Below are 19,734 nucleotides of genomic sequence, written 5' to 3' on the forward strand. Positions count from 1 at the left end.
CGGCGCGGCCCGCCCACCGCCTGACCCTCGGCCGCAGAACCGCCGGTCCCGCACGCGCCGTCACGTCCCAGGTGGACCGGCTCCGCCGACCGCCGATCTGGGCGTCACGCCACGTCGTCCGGGGCCGACCCGAGGGGTACGTCCCGGCCCGGCACCGCCCGGTCCGATCGGGAAGCAACCCAGGGGCGGTGCCGGAACAGGCGTCGCCGCGAGCCGAGGAATCCCGGGCCGGGGCCGATCCGCTCCCGTGCCGTCGTCGCCTCCGGGCGACGGCAACTCCCGCCCTCCACGGGCCCACCACAAGTCGATCTTCCGTCATTCGACCGCGAGGTGTTGTTGATGCAAACCGTGCTCTCCTCCGTCCTGCTCGATGTGCCCCGGGCCGCCGTGATCTGGCTGAGCCTGCTCGGCGTGGTCGCCGTCACCGTCGCCGGCCTGCTCCTCCGGCCGGGCCGGCCGGGCCTCGACCCGGGTGCCCGGATCCGCCGCGCGGCGATGCCGAGCGAGCTGGAACGGGCCGAGGAGAAGCGCGAGCGGGCCCGGTACGCGGAGGAGGTGGCGGTGGCCGCGGAACGGGCGGCCACCACCGCCCGACGGCTCCGGGCCGAGTGGCTGAGCGCGCAGGAGGCGGTCGAGGCGGCCTGGCGGGCGTACGAGGCCGCCGAGGCGGACGTCCGCCGGCTGGCCCCCGCCGAGGCGATGCCCCTGCCGCGTACCGGGCGGACCCCCGCCGAGTACGCCGAGCGGGAGCGCTACCTGCACCGGGCGGCGCTGGACGCGTACTGGCGGCGGGAGCTGTCGGTGGAGCAGCTCAGCGACGTCTTCGCGCACCGCAACGGGTGGGACCCGCGGTTGCACCCGGTCGAGCAGGAGCTGGTGCTGCGCCGGGCGGTACGGGACAACCTGCTGGCTCGGCAGCGGAGCGCCCGGGAGCAGGAGCAGGCCGCCTGGCGGGCCGCCGAGCTCGCCGCCGAGTCGGCCCGCAGCCTGCGGGACGAGGCGTTCGCCGCGACCGAGCGCCGCCCCGAGGAGTCGCAGTCGTTGCTGCCGCTGACCGAGGGCCTGCGGGCGGGCGAGCAGACGCGGGAGATCCCGGCGGCGCAGACCCGGGAGATGCCGGCCGTGACCCGGAGCCGGGCGGCGGTCGCCGTGTACTGACCCGCGCCGAGCGGCCGACACGGGCGCGCCCGAGGCGTCCGGCCCCGGGCGGAGCGGGCCGGGGCGGGCTACCGTGTCGGCATGTCCCGGGAAGCGTGGATCATCGTCGGCATCGTGGCGGTCGCCACGCTCGTCGGCGCGGTGCTGCTGGCCGTACGGGTGGTCCGCACCCGCCGGCTGCTCGGCACGCTCGGCGTGCACGGCAAGGTCGCCTTCTACGGCGCGCTGCTCTACACCGTCCTCCCGGTCGACCTGATCCCCGACCCGATCTACCTGGACGACATGGCCGTGCTGACCGGCGCGCTGCTCTACCTCGGCCGACTGGTCCGCCAGCGCCGGGCCGCGCACCGCCCGCTGCCCGGTCAACCGGACAACCCGCCCGACCCCGACCGGGTGCACCGCCCGGTGCCGTGAGGCCACGGCGCCCGGGCGTGCACGGCCCGATGCGGTGAGGCCACGGCGCAGGAGCGTGCACCGCCCGATGCGGTGAGGCCACGGCGCATGGGCCAGCAGTGGTGCGGCCGCCCGGGCACGGGCCAGCAGGGTCGCGGCGCGGACCTGCCCGCCGCAGGCGCGTGTCATGATCGGTACCGCAGCGCGAGACAGGGGACGGACATGCCCGGCGACCATCGGTTGGACCCGCACGACGAGCGGGTCACCAGGTTCTGCCGGGAACGGCACCTGGCCACCCTGACCACCCTGCGCGCGGACGGGACCCCGCACGTCGTACCGGTGGGGGTGACCTTCGACGCGGCGGCCGGCCTCGCCCGGGTGATCACCAGCGGCACCTCCAGCAAGGCCCGGCACGTGGCCGAGGCCGGCCCGTCGGGCGCCCCGGTGGCCGTCTGTCACGTCGACGGGCGGCGCTGGCTCACCATCGAGGGGCGGGCGGTGGTCCGCTCCGGCCGGCCGACTGTGGCCGAGGCGGAACGCCGGTACGCCGAGCGCTACCGGACACCGCGTCCCAATCCGGACCGGGTGGTCATCGAAATCGCCGTCGCGCGCCTGTTGGGCAGTCTCTGACCGTCTGACCGGTTACGGCCGTACGTCGGTGACGGTGTGTGACCGACCGCATGCCCGCGAAGGAATCCTCCCGCCCCTGCCGCCGTTGCACCTCATCGTGTGGCCGGGAGGCCCGGCCGGCGGCGTGGAACGCCAGCCGGAACAGGGCCGTTGCATCCCCCCGGTACGCCCGTGGGCCGCCGTGCCCCCGGGCCGTCGAAACAGTTCAGCCGAGCGCCATTCCCGGTGCCTGCGCCTCCGGTCCCCCCGGAGGCGACAACCCCCGATTGGAGCCCGACCATGAACCCGATCGTGCAGAAGACCGGCCTGTCCGCCCTCGGCCTGCTGGTCGCCGGCAGTTGCATCGCGGGCCCGGCGCTCTCCGCCCAGGCCGCCCCGGTGAGCAGCACCCCGGTCGCCTCGGTGCACACCGACAAGGGCGACAAGGGTGGCAAGAACGACCGCGCCGACAAGAACGGCCGGGCGAACAAGGACGGCCGGGCCGACAAGGACGGCCGTAGGGACAAGCGGGCCGAGCGCATGGTGGGCGTCGAGTACCAGGCGCAGCCCAACTTCTACTTCTGCGGCCCGGCCGCGACCCGGATCGCCCTGTCCGCGCAGGGCAAGGCGCTCCCGCAGGACCGGGTCGCCGAGCTGCTGGGCACCACCGAGGCCGGCACCGACTCGGCCCTGGACATCACCCGGGTGCTCAACGAGCTGACCGGGGCGGGGTACGAGACGACCGAGATCCGTGACTCGGTGGCCCGGCCGGACCAGGTCGACCAGCTGCGTACGGACCTGCTGGACGCGCTGGAGGACGGCCGGCCGGTGGTGGCCAACATCAAGGGCACCGCGGTCGACACCGACGGCAACCCGCACTCCTACGAGGGCGGCCACTACCTGACGCTGGTGGGCTACCGCGACGGCGGTGACCTGGTCCGGGTCGCCGACCCGGCCGCCCCCGAGGGCGAGTACTGGATGACCCTGGAGAAGGTCGCCAACTGGATCGCCGAGCGCGGCTACTCGTCCTGACCGGACACCGACAAGGGCCGGTCCTCCCGTTTCGGGGGGACCGGCCCTCGCGCGTTCCGGCGGGACGGCGAACCGCCGGAACTACCCCCGGTCCGCCCGGCTGACCTCGTCGATCAGGCCGGCGAGCAGCGCGGTCCGGGGGACGGCGGAGTCGAGGTCCAGCCACTCTGACGGGCTGCGGCGACCAGCCGGCGGATCTCGGCGAGCGCCGCCTCGTACTCGCCGTCCGCCAGGCACGCAGGTCCATCAGCATCCGGGCCCGGTGTGGTGGGTTCGTCCGGCTGCTGAGGGGTACAGCCCGACAACCGACCGTTTCCGCAACCGGTAAGGGGCGAACATGACCAACCCACAGACCGCCACGGGCGAGGATGTCGTCGACGTCCTGACCGCCGACCACCGCGAGGTGGAGATGCTCTTCGTCGAGCTGGAGAGCCGGCAGGGCACCCCCGAGCACCGCCGGCAGCTGGCCGACGTCGTGATCGCCGAGCTGGTCCGCCACTCGATCGCCGAGGAGGCGTACGTCTACCCGACCGCGCGCAAGGCGCTGCCGGACGGCGACCAGGTCGCCGACCACGAGATCTCCGAGCACGCCGACGCCGAGCGGACGATGAAGGAGCTGGAGTCGGTCGACCCGTCCGACCCCCGCTTCGACCAGCTGCTGTCCCACCTGACCAGCACGATCCGGCACCACATCCAGGACGAGGAGAGCGACCTCTTCCCCCGGCTGCGGGCCGCGGTGGCCCGCGAGGAGATGGTCGAGCTGGCCGGCAAGGTGCAGGCGGCCAAGAAGAGCGCCCCGACCCGCCCGCACCCGGCCGCCCCGGACCGCCCGCCGGCGAACAAGCTGCTCGCGCCGGGCGCCGGCCTGGTCGACCGGTTGCGGGACGCGCTCAGCGGCCGGCCCACCTCGATGGAGAAGCTGCGCGAGAAGCAGCGGTGACGTCGTGACGGCCCGGTGGCCACGCCCTGCGACCGGACGTGGCCACCGGCGTCCCGCCACGACCGGTCACCTCAGGGCTCCGGCGCTATCCGGCGCAGGCCGTCTCCCTCGGACACGACGACCGCCTCCATCGGGCACGACTCGGCGGCGTCCAGCAGCGCGTCGTCGGGCGCCACCCGTTCGGCGACGGGCCGGGACAGCCCGCCCACCAGCACGAAGTGCCCGGGCGCGATGCCGGCACAGATCCCCGACCCGATGCACCGGGTGGGATCCACGTGCACCCGCCACATCTGCTCCACCCCGCTCACCGCGGCCTCCCGCTCACCAGGCCACCGGCAGTGCCACCGGGCCCCGGACGAGCAGACCGCTCTTCCACGTGAGCGCGGACTCCGGCACGGCCAGCCGCAGCCCGGGGGTGCGGTCGATCAGGGTCTCCAGGACGACCTGGAGCTCCATCCGGGCGAGCTGCGCGCCGACGCAGTGGTGCACGCCGTGCCCGAAGCCGAGGTGGGGGTTGCTCTGTCGGGTCAGGTCGAGCCGGTCCGGCTCGACGAAGACGGTCTCGTCCCGGTTGGCCGACGGGATCGAGACGACCACCGGCTCGCCGGCCCGCACCAGCACGCCGCCGAGCTCGACGTCCTCAAGCGCGTAGCGGGCGAACGCCGAGGACGCCCCGAGCGGGACGAAGCGCATGAGCTCCTCGACCGCGTTCGGCACCAGCTGGGGGTCGGCGCGCAGCCGGGCCCACTCCTCAGGTCGGGTGAGCAGCACGTAGACGAAGTTTGGGATCTGGCTCACCGTGGTCTCGTGGCCCGCCGCGAGCAGCCCGGCGGCCAGCCGGACCACTTCCTCCGCGTCGAGGCGGTCGTCAGCGTCCCGGGCCCGGACCATCGCGCCGAGCAGGTCGTCGGTGGGCTCCTCGTGCCGCCGCGCGATCAGCTCCCCCATGTACGCCAGCAGGTTGTCGACGTACTGCTGGGCCTGCTCTCCGGTGAGCGAGGTGGTCGAGACGATCGCCTCGGACCAGGTGTGGAAGCGGTCCTGGTCGGTCACGGGCACGCCGAGCAGGTCGCAGATGACCCGGATGGGCAGCGGCGTGGCGAGGTGTTCCACCAGGTCGGCCGGCGGTCCGGCGGCGAGCATGCCGTCGACCAGCTCGTCGGCCACCTGTCGGGTGCGGGGGCGCAGCTGCTCCACCCGGCGGGCGGTGAACGCCTTGGCCACCAGCCGGCGCAGCCGGGTGTGCTCCGGCGGGTCCATCTCCAGGATGCCGGCCTGCATCCGCCGCGGGGTGTTGCGGGGTTCGTCCCGGCCCACCGACGCGGCCCGGCTGAACCGGGGGTCGCCGAGCACGGTCCGCACGTCGGCGTGCCGGGTGGCCAGCCAGGCCGGCTCGCCGAACGGCATCCGGACCCGGGTGAGGGGTTGCTCCCGGCGCAGCCGGGCGTAGCGCGGATCCAGGTCGAGCCGGACGGGGTCGCTGAACGGATAGCGCTGGGGAATGATCGTCTCGGGCGCCTCGGTCACCGGATGACTTCCTCTCGTCGCGGCACCGCCGGGGGTCGGCACCGGTCCGCTCGGGGGCGACTCGACAGCGAGTCATGTTCCGATTGCGGATCGTAGCGAGAGTGGTCGATCCTCGCTAGCGGCGAGCGTCGATGCCGCAGAAACGACACTCCCGGGCCGCCGAGGGTGCGGCGGCCCGGGAGGAGTCGGGTCGGTCAGCGGACCTGGTCGCCCTCACCGGTACGGGCCTGGGCCTGGTCGACGCCCTTGTCGATCTGGTCGTCGTACTTGCCGCCGGTGCGCTGGTCGGCCATGTCGCCGCCCTTTTCCAGCCCCTGGTCGACCTGCTTGTCGTGCTGGTCGGCGAAGTCCTTGGCCTTGTCCATGAAGTCGCTCATGACCGTCCTCCTCGAATTCGGGGTTCGATCTCCGGGTTCCCAGGTGCCGGGAGCGCAAACGCCCGCTCACCGGACAGACCACCAGGAAGGTGACGACTTCACACAAGGGACCGTTCTACCGGAGCAGGAGGATGCAGTCGGCCACCGGCGGCGGCCACCTCGCCGCCTGGCCCGGATTATCCTGATCCATCCCCCATAATCCGGGTCCGGCGCCCGGGTGGCGGCGGGCGCGGGTGTCGGAAGGGCGCCGGCCGGGTACCGACTCGCCGGAGATCGAGGAGGGCCGACGTGGTCGCAGACGGTGCCGGGCCGACGCCCGAGGTGAGGACGAACCCGGGCGCGGGACCCCGACAGACCTGGGCCGGGCTGCCCTGGCTGGTCCGCTCGGCGGTGGTGTGGAGCGCCTGCCTGGTGGTGGTCGTCGCCGGGCTCTACCTGCTGGGCAAGATCGCGGTGCTGCTCGCGCCGCTGGCCATCGCGTTGGCCGCGACCATCTTCCTCACCGCGCTGCTCGACCCGGTGCAGCTCGCGCTGCGCCGGCTCCGCCTGCCGGCCGCGCTGGCCGCCCTGCTCACCGTGCTGTTGCTGCTCGGCATCCTGGTCGGGGTCGGCACCCTGGTGTGGAACCTGACCGCCAACCAGTTCAGCGAGTTGAGCGCGGAGCTGACCCAGGGCCTGGACCGCACCCGCGACTTCGTGACCTCCACGCTGCCGGTGACCGACGAGCAGCTCGACCGGCTGATCCAGCAGGCGCGGCAGGGCGCCGGCGAGGGCTCACTCGACCCGGTCTCCGGCGCCCGGACCGCCGCCGAGGTGGTCGGCTCCGCGCTGCTCGCGCTGGTGCTGCTCTTCTTCCTGCTCAAGGACGGCCGGTCGATGTGGCACTGGACGCTGGGCCGGATGGGCGGCCCGAACCGGCCGTTGACGGCCGAGGCGGGCCGGGCGGGCTGGCGCACCCTCGGCGCCTACAGCCGGGGCACGATGATGATCGCGGCGATCGACGCGATGGGCATCGGCCTGGCCCTGGTGCTGCTCGGGGTGCCGCTGGCCTTCCCGCTGGCGCTGATCACCTTCTTCGGCGGGTTCATCCCGATCATCGGGGCGACGGTGGCCGGCGCGGTGGCGGTGCTCGTGGCCCTCGCCGCGAACGGGCCGACCACCGCCCTGCTCACCCTCGCCGCCGTGATCGCAGTGCAGCAGATCGAAGGCAACCTGCTGGAACCGCTGATCATGAAGCGTCAGGTGCGCCTGCACCCGGCGGTGATCCTGGTGGCGGTCACCGCCGGCACCCTGATCGCCGGGATCGCCGGCGCCTTCGTCGCGGTGCCGATCACCGCGGTCGTGTGGCGGATCATCGACACCGTGCAGCGTCACCGCCAGAGTGACGCCGCTCCGGTGGTCGCCCCCATGACCGCCCCGGAACCGCCACCGGCCGCCACCTGAACCGCCGGCACCAGGGCGCCGGCATGGCCTGCGGCCCAGCATTCCCGTGTGCGGCGGCGGCTCGACGCTGGCCGGTAGCGCGGAAGGATGCCGCCGTGCCCACACGCCCGGCGGGCAGGCCGGCCGCCGGCCCGCGCTCAGGAGGGAACCGGGTGGTGCAGGTGGGCGGCGAACCAGTCAGCCGCGGCGTCCGCCACCTGCTCCAGCGTGCCGGGCTCCTCGAAGAGGTGCGTCGCGCCGGGGACCACGGTCAGCTCGGCGCTGTCGGGCAGCGCCGCCCGGGCCTGCTCGTTGAGGACGATCACCTGCTCGTCCAGGCCCCCGACCAGCAGCAGCGTGGGCGCGCGCACCTGACCCAGGGCGGGACCCGCCAGGTCGGGCCGGCCGCCCCGCGAGACCACCGCCCGCACCTGCTCCGGTCGCGCGGCGGCGGCGACCAGCGCGGCGGCTGCCCCGGTGCTGGCACCGAAGAGCCCGATCGGCGCCCCGCCGAGGGACCGCTGCGCCGCCAGCCAGTCCACGATCGCGGCGAGCCGGCCGGCGAGCAGTTCGATGTCGAACCGCAGCTCGGCGGTGCGGGCGTCCACCCGGTCCTCGGCCGGGGTCAGCAGGTCGACCAGCACGGTGCCGAGCCCCCGGCGGTTGAGCACGTGGGCCACCGCCACGTTGCGCGGGCTGTGCCGGGAGCTGCCGCTGCCGTGCGCGAAGAGCACCACGCCGGCCGGTTCGGCCGGGAGCAACAGGTCGGCCGGGAGTTCGGCGTCCCCCGCCGGGATCGTCACCTCACTGCTCTGCACGTCCATCTCGACCTCCACCAGCCGGCGTTCCACGTCGACGCCCGCATACCCGCCCGCCGGCCCGGCAAGCCATGATCTTGCCGCCACCGGAGGGTTTGTCACCGGGGCGGTCGGGAAGGCGACCGGCGACCGCAGACCGTACCGGCGCAACCGCGCCCCCGACGGATCGCGAGGATGGCCATGGCGCAGCAGCAGCGAGAGTCCCGGCAGCAGACGGCCGAGCGGGACCGATCGGAACAGGACGCCGAACGCAACCGGGACTGGGCGGACGACGCGGCCGAGGCGCGCACCGCCGACGACCCCCGGGCGATGGCGCCCCGGGACGCCGGCGGCCGCCCCTCCCAGGGCAAGCCGATCTGACCGCCGCCGCCGGCCCGCCTCACCGCGGGCCGGCGGCCGGTGCGCACCGGCCTACATCTCCCGCTCCGGGAGGCGGAGCAGCGGGGCGCGGCCGGGTGCCTGCTCCGGTCTGGGGCCGGTGACCTCGACCGCGGGGACCGGCACGGTCATCGGCTCGCCCCGGGTGACCCGGATCATCTCGCCGTGGTGGCGCAGCTCCAGCACCGCGCCGGGACCGGCGTGGCGCAACTCGTACGTGGTCTCGTGCGGCTGGACGTCCACCCGCAGGCGCATTCCCTGCCACTGGAGCGAGAACTCCAGGCGGCCGAGCCGGCTGGAGAGCCGGGGCGAGAACGACAGTGTGCCGTCGTGGTCGCGCAGCCCCCCGAACCCGGCGACCAGCGCGATCCACGCCCCGGCGAGCGAGGCCATGTGCACCCCGTCGCGGGTGTTCTCGTTGAGGTCGTGCAGGTCCATCAGCGCGGCCTCACGCAGGTAGCTGTGCGCGAGCTCCGGGTGGCCCACCTCGGCCGCGAGCACCGCCTGCGTGCACGCCGACAGCGACGAGTCCCGCACCGTACGGCGCTCGTAGTAGAGGAAGTTGCGCAGCTTCTGCTCCGGGGTGAACGCGTCCCCCCGCCAGTGCATGGCGAGCACCAGGTCCGCCTGCTTGACCACCTGCTTGCGGTACAGATCGAAGTACGGGTAGTGCAGCAGCAGCGGGTACTTCTCCGGCGGGGTGTGCACGAAGTCCCACTCCTCGAGCCGGGTGAAACCCTCCACCTGCTCGTGGACGTCGATCTCCTCGTCGTACGGGATGTGCATGCCCGCCGCCGCGTCCCGCCAGGCCGCCGCCTCCTCGTCGGTCACCCCGAGATGCGACGCCTCGTCCCGGTAGCGCATCACCGCGTCGGCGGCGGCGATCAGGTTCCGCTGCGCCATCAGGTTGGTGTAGATGTTGTCGTTCTTCACCGCGGTGTACTCGTCCGGGCCGGTCACCCCGTCGATGTGGTACTGGCCGTGCCGGTCGTGGTGGCCGAGCGACCGCCACAGCCGGGCGGTCTCCACCAGCAGTTCCAGCCCGATCTCGCGTTCCAGCTGGATGTCGCCGGTGACCTGCACGTAGCGGCGCAGCGCGTCGGCGACGTCGGCCGCGATGTGGAAGGCCGCCGTGCCCGCCGGCCAGTACGCCGACGACTCCGGCCCCTCGATGGTCCGCCACGGGAAGGCCGCGCCCTGCAGGTTCAACGTCCGGGCGCGTTCGTGGGCCTGTTCGAGCGTGGAGTGCCGCCAGTGCAACGCGTCGCGCACGGCGTTGGGCTGGGTGTACGTCAGCACCGGAAGGACGAACATCTCGGTGTCCCAGAAGGCGTGCCCGTCGTACCCGGGGCCGGTGAGGCCCTTGGCGGAGATCGGCCGGCGCTCGGCCCGGGCGCCGGCCTGGAGCACGTGGAAGAGGCCGAAGCGGACCGCCTGCTGCACCTCCGGGTCGCCCTCCACCACCACGTCGGCGGCGTCCCAGAACTCGTCGAGGTACTCCCGCTGTTCGCGGCAGAGCCCCTCCCAGCCGTCCAGCTTCGCGCCGGCGAGCGCGGCGCCGACCTGGTCGCGCAGGGCCGGCAACGAGCGCCGGCTGGACCAGCCGTACGTGAGGTACTTGACCATCCGCAGCGTCTGGCCCGGCTTGAGCACGCAGGCCACCGTGGTGCGGACCCAGTCCTCGTACCCCTCGGACTCCATGGTGGTGCGCGTCGGGCCGTGCACCTCGTGGTCCATCTCGGCGGCCACCCGCAGCCCGGAGACCTTGGTCCGGTGGATCAGCAGCCCGCCGTCGTCGGTGGTGAGCTCCTCCTCGGCCTGCAACGGCGACTCCAGCACGGCCGCGACCCGGGGGTCCCGGCTCTGCGCGGGCAGCGTCTCGTTCGCCACCAGTTCCGACTGGATGATGAGCCGCAGCGGGCCGCCGACCGCCTCCACCTCGTAGTTGATCGCCGCGACCGAGCGCTGGGTGAAGGAGACCAGCCGGGTGCTGCGGACCTTGACCTCGCGCCCGGCCGGGGAGCGCCAGTGCACCTCCCGGTGCAGGGTGCCGGCGCGCAGGTCGAGCACGCGCTCGTGGGAGAGGAGGTTGCCGTACCGCACGTCGAGCGGCTCGTCGTCGACGAGCAGCCGGATCAGCTTGCCGTTGGTGACGTTGACGATGGTCTGGCCGGACTCGGGGAAACCGAACCCGGCCTCGGCGTACGGCAGCGGGCGCAGCTCGTAGAAGGAGTTGAGGTAGGTGCCGGGCAGGCCGTGCGGCTCGCCCTCGTCGAGGTTGCCGCGCAGCCCGACGTGGCCGTTGGAGAGCGCGAAGACCGACTCGGACTGGGCGAGGACGTCCATGTCCAGCCGGATCTCCCGGACGTGCCACGGTTCGACGGGATACGCCCGTTCCCGGATCATGCGGCGTCCCCGGTGTGCAGCAGGTCGGCGAGGTCGGTGACGACGACGTCCGCGCCGTGCGCGCGCAGCTCGTCGGCCTGGCCGACCCGGTCGACGCCGATCACGTACCCGAATGCGCCGGCCCGGCCGGCGGCGACCCCGGCGAGGGCGTCCTCGAAGACGGCCGCCTGGGCGGGTTCGGCGCCGAGCAGCTTCGCGCCGGCCAGGAACGTGTCCGGGTGCGGCTTGCCGCGCAGCCCCTGCGCGCGGGCGACGAGCCCGTCGACGCGGGCCTCCAGCAACGGTTCCAGCCCGGCGGCGGCGACCACCTCTCGGCCGTTCGCGCTGGCCGTGACGACCGCCCGGCGCAGGCCGGCGGCGGTGGCGGCCTTCAGGTACGTGACGGAGCCCGGGTAGACGTCCACCCCTCGGGTGCGCAGGTGCTCCAACAGGAGCACGTTCTTGCGGTTGCCGACCCCGTTGACGGTGTCCGCGTCGGGTGGGTCGTCCGGCTGCCCCTCGGGCAGCACGATGCCGCGCGAGGCGAGGAACGTACGCACGCCGTCGGCGCGGGGCCGGCCGTCGACGTACCGGTTGTAGTCCGGACCGGGGTCGAACGGCCGGAACGGCTCACCGGTCGCGGCGGCGCGCTGCCGCAGGAACTCGTCGAAGGTGGCGGTCCAGGCGGCGTTGTGCACGAGGGCGGTCTGCGTCAGCACACCGTCCAGGTCGAAGAGACAGGCGGTCACGTGAGCAGGCAGGCCCAGCACGGTACGAATCTATCCAGGCCACCGCGCCGGCAAACGCGCTTCCGAAGAAGCGGGAGCAGCCATTGACGCAACCAGCAGGTTGCTATACGTTGGTCGCAACTGATTGGTTGCGACTTGAGAGGGGTGCCCCGATGGGGTTTCCGGACCGGATCGAACGCACCGTACGCACGGACCGACCCGTGGAGCGGGTGTGGGACGCCATCACCACCGCCGAGGGACTCGGCACGTGGTTCGGCCAGAGCGCGGAGGTCGACCTGCGCGTCGGCGGCACCGCGACGCTGAAGTGGGACAGCGGAGACACCGCCCGGCTGCGCATCGAGCGCCTGGAACCGAAGACGGTCTTCGGCTACACGTGGGGCATCAACGGCCTGCCCGAGGACGACCCGCGCCGCACGTACGTCGAGTTCACGCTCGCACCGGACGGCGCCGGCACCACCGTCACCGTCGTGGAGACCGGCTTCGCGCAGTTGGGCCCGGACGACTACGGCAAAGCCTTCGACGGCAACACCAAGGGCTGGGCCGCCGAGCTTGACGAGTTGGTCGCCTACCTCCATGGCTGACCGCGCGTCGGAGATCGTCGCGGAGGCCGTGTTCGTGGCCCTGGCCGACCCGAACCGGCGCGCCATCCTCGCCGCGCTCGCCGAGAACGGGCCGGCCACCGCGACGGACCTCGCCACCAGACTGCCGATCACCCGGCAGGGGATCGCCAAGCACCTCACGCTGCTGGCCGAGGCGGGCCTCGTGGCGGCCGAGCCCGGTGAGCGGCGGCGGGTCCGCTACCACCTCCAGTCCGCCCCGATGCGGGTGGCGCAGCAGTTCCTCGCCGCGCTGGCCCGCGACTGGGACGGCCCCCTCGCCGCCCTGCGCTCACACCTGGACGACGCGAGCGGCTCATGAGCGGCGCCGCGCGGAAGGTCGGGCCACCACGGGGTGGCCCGACCTCGTGCGGGACGCGGCGCGGGAGGTCGGGCCGTCACGGCCCGGCCTGCGCCGGGGTCAGTTCGGGCGCAGGGTCCAGACCACGGTCATCTCCGAGGTCGGCTTGCCCTCCTCGGTGGCGATCTCGACCCGTACCGGGAACTCCGGTCGCTGACCGGCGTCCAGCTCCGCGATCACCTCGGCCGCTGGGCGCCCCAGCCGGGCCGTCGCACGCACCGACCCCATGGCGAGCTTCCGGTACGCGATGTCGGCGCGCACGGCGAGCGGCGTGGCCCGGCCGAGCAGATGCCCGAACGCGGCGAGCACGACCGCGCCGGAGGCGGTCTCCCCGAGGGTGAACATGGCGCCGGCGTGCGGCCCGCCGACGTGGTTGTGGGTGGCCGGCGAGTCGGGCAGCCGGACGACCGCCCGCACCCCGCCCTCCGCCTCGGGGGCCACCTCGACGAATTCGAAGCCGAGCGTACGGGCGAAGGGCACCGCGTCGAGCATGCCGGCCGCCACCTGGCGCGAGTCGATGGTCATGTCCGCACGTTACCCGTGGGTAACTTCTCCGGCAAGAGCGCCCGCCCGCCATGATCCACTCGATGTCCGTGACATCGGGGTGTCAAGTGGTCGGGGAGACCCCGATGTCTCCGATGTCGAGTCGACCTTGGCCGAAGACGGCCCGAGCCCCGTCGACCTGTTCACCCCGTTCGTGGGCTGGGGCCCGTACCGCCGGCCCGCCCTGCCGGACCGTCAGGACCCCGCTTGGCCGGCCCACGCCGTCTCGGCATGGTGCCGCTGGTCCCGGGCGTACGCCCTCAGCAGCGCCCGGGTGTCACCACCGACGCGCAGGAAGTCGTCGTCGAGCACGGTGGCGAGGTCGTCCAGCGCGCAGCTCAGCATCCGACCCGCCACCCGCACCTGCGGGTCGGCCGACTCGGAGGCCCGGTCCACCAGGCCCAGCGCGTACCCGAGCATGGCCGGCAGTGCGGTCTCCTGGCTCTGTTCCCGAAAGTAGTAGCTGGCGGGGAACTGGGTCAGGTCGACCCTGACCCCCGCCACCGCCGCCGCCAGGTCGGCCAGCAGGTCCGGCGGGAGGTGCTCCGGCGGCTCGTCCTCGGGGTGGTTGCGGGCCCGGCGCAGCAACGCGAGCCGCAGGGCCAGGATGCGGCGGCGGGTCAGCGCGGGATACACCTCCAGGATCCACGAGACCACGGCGGTGAGCAGCGAGAACCCCACCACGGCCTCGACCGGCGCGACGAGGCGGAGCCAACCGGAGGTCGGCACGATGTCACCGAAGCCGAGCGTCGCGACGGTCACCAGCGACAGGTAGACCGAGTCCAGCAGGTCGTTGCGTTCGTGCGGCTGCACGCCCGACGAGAAGGAAAACCCCTCCGGCATGTGCGGGAGATAGATCAGCGCCCAAGCGAGCGTGGTGGCGGCGCCCCAGATCACCGCCACGGCCGCCATACCGAGCGGCCCGGCGAGCCCCGAGATCCGTCCCGTCCGGCCGCCCCGGCCGGTGGACCGCCAGACCAGGCGCATCACCAGCCGCGCGAGGGTGCCCCGGCCGGCGGGGTGCAGCAGCGTGTGGAACACGTCCCGCAGGACGATGACGACGACACCGATGCCGACCACCGTCGACACCCAGTCCATTCGGTTCCGCCTCCGGTGCGTCGCACGGCCGGGGCCCATTATCTCCCACGGGCACCCGTCGCTCCGCGACTTCGGGGACGCCGCCGACCGCCCCGGGACGGTGCCCAGCGGCCCTTCCGTGCGGGACCTCAGCGCCAGCCCACGTCGATCCGGTCGCCCCGCTCGTCGAAGAAGTGCAGCGCGTCCATGCGTACCGAGATGGCCATCGGGTGACCGGCGGAGACGGCCGGGTACGGCGCCAGCCGGACCGCCAGCTCGGCGGGGCGGCGGTGGTGCCGCCCGGGGTCGTTGAGCACGCTCGTCCGGTTGCTGGCCTGCCCGGCACCCTCCTCCTCGGCGCGCCCGGCGAAGCGCTGCATGACCTGCCCGAAGCGACGCAGGCCGCGCTGGCCGGAGGCGGCGGGCGGCTCGGCCCGGGTGCCCATCTCGTCCACCACGATGGCGGTCGCCCCGATGTCGAGGAAGGCGAGCGACTCGTGCCCGTGGTGCTCCAGGTAACGGATCCGGCCCTGGAGCACGTCGCCGGCGGTGTCCGGGGCGACCGGGGTGAGCGCCTCGGCCCGCATGCCGACCACGATCCGCTCGCCGTGGTAGTGCGCGACCGCCCGGCTGCGGATGTCGTCCCAGGGCAGGTAGAGCGCCTGCTCGCCGAGGGTGAGGGTGACGTAGCGGTCCAGGTGGACGTAGACCGAGGCCTCCAGCAGGTTCATCCGCGGGCTGCCCAGGAAGGCGGCCACGTAGAGGGTGGCCGGCCGGCCGTACACCTGGGTGGGAGTGCCGACGTCCTGCAGGACGCCCTTGCGCATGATGGCGACCCGGTCGGCCATGGTCAGCGCCTCGGCCTGGTCGTGGGTGACGTAGATGGTGGTGACGCCCAGCTCGCGGGTCAGGCCGGAGATCTCCGCGCGCAGCTCCGCGCGGAGCCCACTGTCGAGGTTGGACAGAGGCTCGTCCATCAGGAACAGACCCGGGCGGCGGACGATCGCCCGGCCCATCGCCACCCGCTGGCGCTGCCCGCCCGAGAGCTGGCTGGGCTTGCGGCCGAGGACATCCCCGATGCCGAGGGCGCTGGCCACGTCGCTGACCCGCTCGCCGCGCGGCGTCGGCTCCACCCCGGCCAGCCGCAGCGGGAAGGCGATGTTGTCCCCCACGGTCATGTGCGGGTAGAGGGCGAAGTCCTGGAAGACCATGGCGATCTTCCGCTCCCGGGGCGACAGGTCGTTGGCCAGCTCCCCGTCGAGCATCACCGCCCCCGACGACGGGTCCTCCAGCCCGGCGACCATGCGCAGCACGGTGGACTTGCCGCAGCCGGACGGCCCGAGCAGCACCATGAACTCGCCGTCGTTGACATCGAGGTTGATGCTGTCGACGGCGAGTGTGCCGTCGGTGAAGACCTTGGTCACATCCTTGAGCGCGACGGTGGTCACCGTCTCCTCCCCCAGGCTCGTCGGCGGAAACCCCCGAATGACTGTGACCAGGATCATGCGCTTCGCACATCGGGTAAACGTGCGATGTTCGACTCGTGACAGTCCTATTACATCCGATCGGGCCGGAACGGTCGCCGGGTCAGCAGGCCGGACCCGGCTCCGGCTGCTCGCCGAGGAAGACCCGCCGGACCACCCGCTCGGCGGCGTGGCCGTCGTCCAGCGCGCAGAACCGGGCCCGGAACCGTTGCCGGGCCTTCGTCGCGGCCTCGGCGTCGACCTCGCCGGAACGGAACAGGTCGAGCAGGCCGGCGAAGGTGGTGGCCACCGCGCCCGGCGGCTCGGCCGTCACGTCGAAGTAGACGCCGCGCGCGAGCGCGTACGCCTCGGAGTCCGGGGCGTAGATGACGACGGGCCGGTCCAGCACGGCGTAGTCGAACATCGCCGACGAGTAGTCCGTGACCAGCACGTCGGCGGCGAGGTAGAGGTCCTCGACCCGCTGGTGGTCGCTGACGTCGCGGACCCGCTCCCGGTCCACCGGGCGTCGGGGCCGCCGGTCCCGGTCGTGGAAGTAGTGGCTGCGCATCAGCAGCCGGCCGGCGGGACCGAGCACGTCGACCAGCCGCTGCGGGTCGAACGGCGGCCGGTAGCCCGGCAGGTGCTCCCGGTGCGTCGGCGCGTACAGCACCACCCGCTCGCCGGGGCCGACGCCGAGTTCCGCGCGGACCCGGAGCACCTCCTCGGCGGTGGCCGTGACCAGCCGGTCGTTGCGCGGATAGCCGACCTCCAGGGTGGTGTACGCCGCCGGGTAGGCGCGTTCCCACATCTGGGTGGAGAAGCTGTTCGCGCTGATGCTGTAGTCCCACCGGTCCACCCGGCGCAGCAGCCCGGCGAAGTCCATCCCGACCGCGCCGATCGGATGGCGCTGCTGGTCGAGACCCATCACCTTGACCGGCGTGCCGTGGTGGGTCTGCACGTGCACCGAGCCCGGCCGCTTGCGGACGAAGTCCGGGAAGTTGACGTTGTTCACCAGCCAACGGGCCCGGGCCAGCACCCGGTGGTAGGCGGGCGTGCCGGCCACCACGTACTCGACGCCCTCGGGCAGGGTGTGCACCCGGTCCCGCCGCACAATCCATACCCCCCGGATCTCCGGGGCCAGCCGACGGGCCGCCTCGTAGATGGCGGCCGGGTTGCAGGCGTAGCCGCGGTACCAGTAGGCCGCGTAGACGGCCAGGTCCGCGTCGACGGGCCGGCGCAGTTCGGCCCGGTAGTACTCGTGCAGCACGGCGTTCCGTCCGAGCCGGGCGGCGCGCCGGGCCCTCGGCGCGACCCGGCGCCGGGTGGTACGGGCCGTCCGGCGGGCGACGTCCCGGGCCCGGTACGCGGTGCGCAGCGCGCTGAACGTCCGCCACCGCCCGGCGGCCACCAGCCGGTGCTTGAGCCCCTCGACGCCCGCCGGGGTCCGGTAGCCGCCCGGCGGCAGCCAGCGCGCGTAGTCGGCGGCGATCTGGGCGAAGAAGCCCGGCCGCAGCTCGGGGGCGATGCGCTGCCCGTTGCCCAGCACGGTCAGGTAGTGCCAGATCATCCGCTCGAAGAGCGCCGGGCGCAGGTCGTCGACCGCCGGGCCCCACTCGTCCATCAGCCGGAACACCCGGTGCCACTGGTCGAACACCTCGAAGTGCCGGTCGCCCCGGGTCCTGGTGATCGCGCCGGCGCGGCGCTGCCGGTAGTTGACGCAGACCCGGTCGAGCACGCCGACCCGCTCGGCGGCCATCAGCACCGGGTAGCTGAACGAGACGTCCTCGTACCAGCCGGGCGCGAAGCGCAGCCCCGCATCGAGCAGGAACCGGCGACGGACCAGCCGGTTCCAGGCGGTGTGCAGCAGCCGCATCGTCTCCGGCCGGTCCCGGAGCCGGAAGGTCCGCGCACCGGGCGGCTCCGGGAACACCTCCGGCAGCCCGCTGCGGGTGGCCGTCTCGTTCCACCACGTCCGGACGTGGTCGACGAGCAGCACGTCCGGCCGGGTGGCGCGGAGCCGGTCAGCCACCTCGGTCAGGCAGTCCGGGGCCAGCCAGTCGTCGCCGTCGAGGAACCAGACGTACTCGCCGACGGCCCGGTCCAGCCCGACGTTGCGGGCCGGACCGAGCCCGACGTTCTCGGTGAGCCGCACGGCGCGCATCCGCTCGTCGCGGACCGCGTACTCGGTGAGGATTTCGCCGCTACCGTCCGGGGAGCAGTCGTCCACGCCGATCACCTCGATGTCGGCGACCGGCTGCCCGAGGATCGAGTCCAGGCATTCGCGCAGGTAGCCCTGCACCCGGAAGGCCGGCACGACGAAACTGATCAGGGTCATCGGCCGGCCCCTCCGTCAGCCCGGCGAGCGACCTCTCGCACCGACCAGGCCCACCGACGCCCGCGCGGCGCGGGCGGGCAGGACCACCCAGGCGAGGGCGACACTCCCCACAAAAACCACGAGAAGGTACGTACCGAGTGTAGCCATCCCGATACCCGCGAATCCGACTATCGCCGCCAGGGTCAGCACCGCCGAACGCCCCTCCCAGCCCAGCGTGGTGGCGTGCAGCGGCGGCGCCTTCTGCCGCTTCTCCAGCCGGGCGGTCAGGTCGTAGTGGTGCAGGGTGAGCACGAAGACGTAGCCGAAGATCAGCCACGCCGGCACGTCGCCGACCACCCCGACCGCGATGGCGAAGAGGTACTCCCCGGCCCGCAGCGCGGCCGGCACCAGCCAGTCCAGCGGCCCGTTGTGCGCGGCGCGGGCCCCGCCCCCGGCGACGAGCAGCCCCACCAGCGCGACGGGCAGCACCCACCGCAGCCGGCTGTCGTCGCCCGCACGCAGCGCCAGCAGCAGGATGATCGCCGCCGGGAGCGCCGCCAGGACGGCCAGCGCCAGCGGCCCCGGCCGGCGGGCCACCGGCAGCCGGGCCGCGAGCGGGCCGTCGTCGCGGTGCAGGGTGGCGTCGACGGTGTCCAGCACCGGCACCCGCATCCACCGCGCGCGCAGCGTCCGCAACGCCCCGGTGTACGCGAACGCCAACGTCCCCCAGGTCAGCACGGCGTAGAGGCTGACCAGCGGGCCGAACAGCGCCACGGTCAGGGCGATCAACGCCCACCGTTCCCCGATCGGGAAGACCACCGTCCGCTTCAGCCAGTACGACAGCGAGCCGGTGTCCGCCTGCACCCGGGTGGAGGCGGCGTTCAGCTTGTCGCCGATGCCGCCGCCACCGGCGCCGACGCTCTTCGGCCGGCGGGCCGCCTCGTCGTGCAGCACGCCGTACCAGGTGTCGGTCATGTGCCGGACGGTCTGCAGGGTCATCGCGGCGATCGCCAGCGCCCAGCCGTACCGGAACCCGGCCTGGGTCGCCCCGTAGCCGAGGCCCGCGTAGACCAGGTATTCCTTCGCGCGGTCGGCCATGGTGTCCAGCCAGCCGCCCCAGGCGCTGAAGTGCCGGGTGTAGCGGGCCAACTGGCCGTCCACGCAGTCCAGCACGAAGCCGAGATAGAGCAGCACCGCGCCGGCCACCAGCGCGGGCCGGCCGCCGGCGCCGAAGAGCACCGCGGCGGCGGCCGCGAAGGCAATCGAGATCATGGTGACAGCCGTCGGGCCGAGACCGACCCGGGCCGCCGCCTTGGTCACGTACGGCGACCAGGTGCTGACGAAGTAGGTGGTGAAGAAGTCGTCCCGCTCCTTGACCGAGAGCCGCAGCTCGGCCCGGTCCTCGTCGACGGCGGCCACCGCCGCCTCCGCGGCGGCCAGCCCGGCCGCGTCCGTCACCCGGCGCGCGACGAGCAGGCGTACGCGATGGGCGAACGTCAGCGTGCCGAGCGCGGCGAGGCCGGCGAAGAGCCGGTCCACGGCGGGCCCGACCGGCGCGCCGGTCGACGGGGTGCCGGCGGGCGTCACCCCGG

General features: G+C 73.6%; 20 protein-coding genes. 9 read left to right on the forward strand and 11 right to left on the reverse strand.

From position 1 onward, the window contains the following. Positions 1 to 339: 339 nt before the first annotated feature. The 5 genes from NCC78_RS12715 (at position 340) to NCC78_RS12735 (ending at position 4,132) form a co-directional block, all read left to right on the forward strand. Positions 340 to 1,158, forward strand: coding sequence for a hypothetical protein (locus NCC78_RS12715; RefSeq protein WP_250794656.1), 819 nt, complete (start codon positions 340 to 342; stop codon positions 1,156 to 1,158). 81 nt (positions 1,159 to 1,239) lie between these two features. Next, complete coding sequence (locus NCC78_RS32060) at positions 1,240 to 1,572, forward strand: YkvA family protein (RefSeq protein WP_284706293.1); 333 nt, start codon at positions 1,240 to 1,242, stop codon at positions 1,570 to 1,572. 201 nt (positions 1,573 to 1,773) lie between these two features. Further along, entirely contained in the window at positions 1,774 to 2,181 is a 408-nt protein-coding gene (locus NCC78_RS12725) for a pyridoxamine 5'-phosphate oxidase family protein (RefSeq protein WP_250794658.1), read from the forward strand. Between the two features lie 279 nt (positions 2,182 to 2,460). Then, the gene (locus NCC78_RS12730) at positions 2,461 to 3,192 is read left to right on the forward strand and encodes a C39 family peptidase (protein WP_250794660.1); all 732 of its coding nucleotides are present in this window, start codon (positions 2,461 to 2,463) and stop codon (positions 3,190 to 3,192) included. A 337-nt stretch (positions 3,193 to 3,529) separates the two neighbouring features. Continuing rightward, positions 3,530 to 4,132, forward strand: a complete 603-nt coding sequence (locus NCC78_RS12735) for a hemerythrin domain-containing protein (protein ID WP_250794661.1) — start codon at positions 3,530 to 3,532, stop codon at positions 4,130 to 4,132. Between the two features lie 71 nt (positions 4,133 to 4,203). On the opposite strand, the gene NCC78_RS12740 is transcribed toward NCC78_RS12735, so the two are convergent. From NCC78_RS12740 to NCC78_RS12750, 3 genes are all read right to left on the reverse strand, one after another. Further along, positions 4,204 to 4,440, reverse strand: a complete 237-nt coding sequence (locus tag NCC78_RS12740) for a ferredoxin (RefSeq protein ID WP_250794663.1) — start codon at positions 4,438 to 4,440, stop codon at positions 4,204 to 4,206. 13 nt (positions 4,441 to 4,453) lie between these two features. Then, positions 4,454 to 5,659 (reverse strand): cytochrome P450, encoded by a 1,206-nt coding sequence (locus NCC78_RS12745; protein WP_250794665.1) that lies wholly within the window; start codon positions 5,657 to 5,659, stop codon positions 4,454 to 4,456. A 194-nt stretch (positions 5,660 to 5,853) separates the two neighbouring features. Further along, positions 5,854 to 6,036 (reverse strand): antitoxin, encoded by a 183-nt coding sequence (locus NCC78_RS12750; RefSeq protein ID WP_250794667.1) that lies wholly within the window; start codon positions 6,034 to 6,036, stop codon positions 5,854 to 5,856. Positions 6,037 to 6,324: 288 nt separating this feature from the next. Between NCC78_RS12750 and NCC78_RS12755 the strand changes: the two genes are divergently transcribed. Next, positions 6,325 to 7,479 (forward strand): AI-2E family transporter, encoded by a 1,155-nt coding sequence (locus NCC78_RS12755; protein ID WP_250794668.1) that lies wholly within the window; start codon positions 6,325 to 6,327, stop codon positions 7,477 to 7,479. Between the two features lie 137 nt (positions 7,480 to 7,616). Here NCC78_RS12755 and NCC78_RS12760 read toward each other — a convergent pair whose 3' ends face one another. After that, positions 7,617 to 8,282: a dienelactone hydrolase family protein gene (locus tag NCC78_RS12760; RefSeq protein WP_250794686.1), complete on the reverse strand. Its 666-nt coding sequence runs from the start codon at positions 8,280 to 8,282 to the stop codon at positions 7,617 to 7,619. A gap of 174 nt (positions 8,283 to 8,456) precedes the next feature. Here NCC78_RS12760 and NCC78_RS12765 point away from each other — a divergent pair, with 174 nt between their 5' ends. Next, positions 8,457 to 8,636 carry a hypothetical protein gene (locus tag NCC78_RS12765; RefSeq protein ID WP_250794670.1) on the forward strand — a complete coding sequence of 60 codons (180 nt, stop codon included), beginning with the start codon at positions 8,457 to 8,459 and terminating at the stop codon, positions 8,634 to 8,636. 51 nt (positions 8,637 to 8,687) lie between these two features. On the opposite strand, the gene NCC78_RS12770 is transcribed toward NCC78_RS12765, so the two are convergent. Together NCC78_RS12770 and NCC78_RS12775 are read right to left on the reverse strand one after the other, a co-directional pair. Continuing rightward, entirely contained in the window at positions 8,688 to 11,060 is a 2,373-nt protein-coding gene (locus NCC78_RS12770) for a glycoside hydrolase family 65 protein (RefSeq protein ID WP_250794671.1), read from the reverse strand. Then, the gene (locus NCC78_RS12775) at positions 11,057 to 11,809 is read right to left on the reverse strand and encodes a beta-phosphoglucomutase family hydrolase (RefSeq protein ID WP_250794673.1); all 753 of its coding nucleotides are present in this window, start codon (positions 11,807 to 11,809) and stop codon (positions 11,057 to 11,059) included. The genes NCC78_RS12770 and NCC78_RS12775 overlap by 4 nt, the downstream gene beginning before the upstream one ends. Before the next feature lie 131 nt (positions 11,810 to 11,940). Here NCC78_RS12775 and NCC78_RS12780 point away from each other — a divergent pair, with 131 nt between their 5' ends. Both NCC78_RS12780 and NCC78_RS12785 read left to right on the forward strand, forming a co-directional pair. Continuing rightward, complete coding sequence (locus NCC78_RS12780; RefSeq protein WP_250794675.1) at positions 11,941 to 12,369, forward strand: SRPBCC domain-containing protein; 429 nt, start codon at positions 11,941 to 11,943, stop codon at positions 12,367 to 12,369. Next, the gene (locus tag NCC78_RS12785) at positions 12,362 to 12,706 is read left to right on the forward strand and encodes an ArsR/SmtB family transcription factor (protein WP_250794677.1); all 345 of its coding nucleotides are present in this window, start codon (positions 12,362 to 12,364) and stop codon (positions 12,704 to 12,706) included. The genes NCC78_RS12780 and NCC78_RS12785 overlap by 8 nt, the downstream gene beginning before the upstream one ends. Before the next feature lie 99 nt (positions 12,707 to 12,805). Here NCC78_RS12785 and NCC78_RS12790 read toward each other — a convergent pair whose 3' ends face one another. From NCC78_RS12790 to NCC78_RS12810, 5 genes are all read right to left on the reverse strand, one after another. Next, positions 12,806 to 13,270 (reverse strand): DUF4442 domain-containing protein, encoded by a 465-nt coding sequence (locus NCC78_RS12790; protein ID WP_250794679.1) that lies wholly within the window; start codon positions 13,268 to 13,270, stop codon positions 12,806 to 12,808. 213 nt (positions 13,271 to 13,483) lie between these two features. Further along, the gene (locus NCC78_RS12795; RefSeq protein WP_250794680.1) at positions 13,484 to 14,386 is read right to left on the reverse strand and encodes a potassium channel family protein; all 903 of its coding nucleotides are present in this window, start codon (positions 14,384 to 14,386) and stop codon (positions 13,484 to 13,486) included. Positions 14,387 to 14,514: 128 nt separating this feature from the next. Continuing rightward, a complete protein-coding gene (locus tag NCC78_RS12800) occupies positions 14,515 to 15,813 on the reverse strand; it encodes an ABC transporter ATP-binding protein (protein WP_250794682.1) in 1,299 nt (432 codons plus the stop codon). A 139-nt stretch (positions 15,814 to 15,952) separates the two neighbouring features. After that, positions 15,953 to 18,163, reverse strand: a complete 2,211-nt coding sequence (locus NCC78_RS12805; RefSeq protein ID WP_250794683.1) for a bifunctional glycosyltransferase/CDP-glycerol:glycerophosphate glycerophosphotransferase — start codon at positions 18,161 to 18,163, stop codon at positions 15,953 to 15,955. Between the two features lie 15 nt (positions 18,164 to 18,178). Next, positions 18,179 to 19,734: DUF5941 domain-containing protein (locus NCC78_RS12810; protein WP_250794685.1), on the reverse strand; the 1,556-nt coding region annotated here is incomplete at its 5' end.

Origin of the sequence: Micromonospora phytophila (assembly GCF_023656545.1) — a bacterium.
Lineage (GTDB): Bacteria > Actinomycetota > Actinomycetes > Mycobacteriales > Micromonosporaceae > Micromonospora > Micromonospora phytophila.

Coding starts and splice junctions, on each gene's coding strand:
- NCC78_RS12715 (WP_250794656.1), top strand. CDS start 340: ATGCAAACCGTGCTCTCCTCCGTCCTGCTCGATGTGCCCCGGGCCGCC.
- NCC78_RS32060 (WP_284706293.1), top strand. CDS start 1,240: ATGTCCCGGGAAGCGTGGATCATCGTCGGCATCGTGGCGGTCGCCACG.
- NCC78_RS12725 (WP_250794658.1), top strand. CDS start 1,774: ATGCCCGGCGACCATCGGTTGGACCCGCACGACGAGCGGGTCACCAGG.
- NCC78_RS12730 (WP_250794660.1), top strand. CDS start 2,461: ATGAACCCGATCGTGCAGAAGACCGGCCTGTCCGCCCTCGGCCTGCTG.
- NCC78_RS12735 (WP_250794661.1), top strand. CDS start 3,530: ATGACCAACCCACAGACCGCCACGGGCGAGGATGTCGTCGACGTCCTG.
- NCC78_RS12750 (WP_250794667.1), bottom strand. CDS start 6,036: ATGAGCGACTTCATGGACAAGGCCAAGGACTTCGCCGACCAGCACGAC.
- NCC78_RS12760 (WP_250794686.1), bottom strand. CDS start 8,282: ATGGACGTGCAGAGCAGTGAGGTGACGATCCCGGCGGGGGACGCCGAA.
- NCC78_RS12765 (WP_250794670.1), top strand. CDS start 8,457: ATGGCGCAGCAGCAGCGAGAGTCCCGGCAGCAGACGGCCGAGCGGGAC.
- NCC78_RS12770 (WP_250794671.1), bottom strand. CDS start 11,060: ATGATCCGGGAACGGGCGTATCCCGTCGAACCGTGGCACGTCCGGGAG.
- NCC78_RS12780 (WP_250794675.1), top strand. CDS start 11,941: ATGGGGTTTCCGGACCGGATCGAACGCACCGTACGCACGGACCGACCC.
- NCC78_RS12785 (WP_250794677.1), top strand. CDS start 12,362: ATGGCTGACCGCGCGTCGGAGATCGTCGCGGAGGCCGTGTTCGTGGCC.
- NCC78_RS12790 (WP_250794679.1), bottom strand. CDS start 13,270: ATGACCATCGACTCGCGCCAGGTGGCGGCCGGCATGCTCGACGCGGTG.
- NCC78_RS12795 (WP_250794680.1), bottom strand. CDS start 14,386: ATGGACTGGGTGTCGACGGTGGTCGGCATCGGTGTCGTCGTCATCGTC.
- NCC78_RS12805 (WP_250794683.1), bottom strand. CDS start 18,163: ATGACCCTGATCAGTTTCGTCGTGCCGGCCTTCCGGGTGCAGGGCTAC.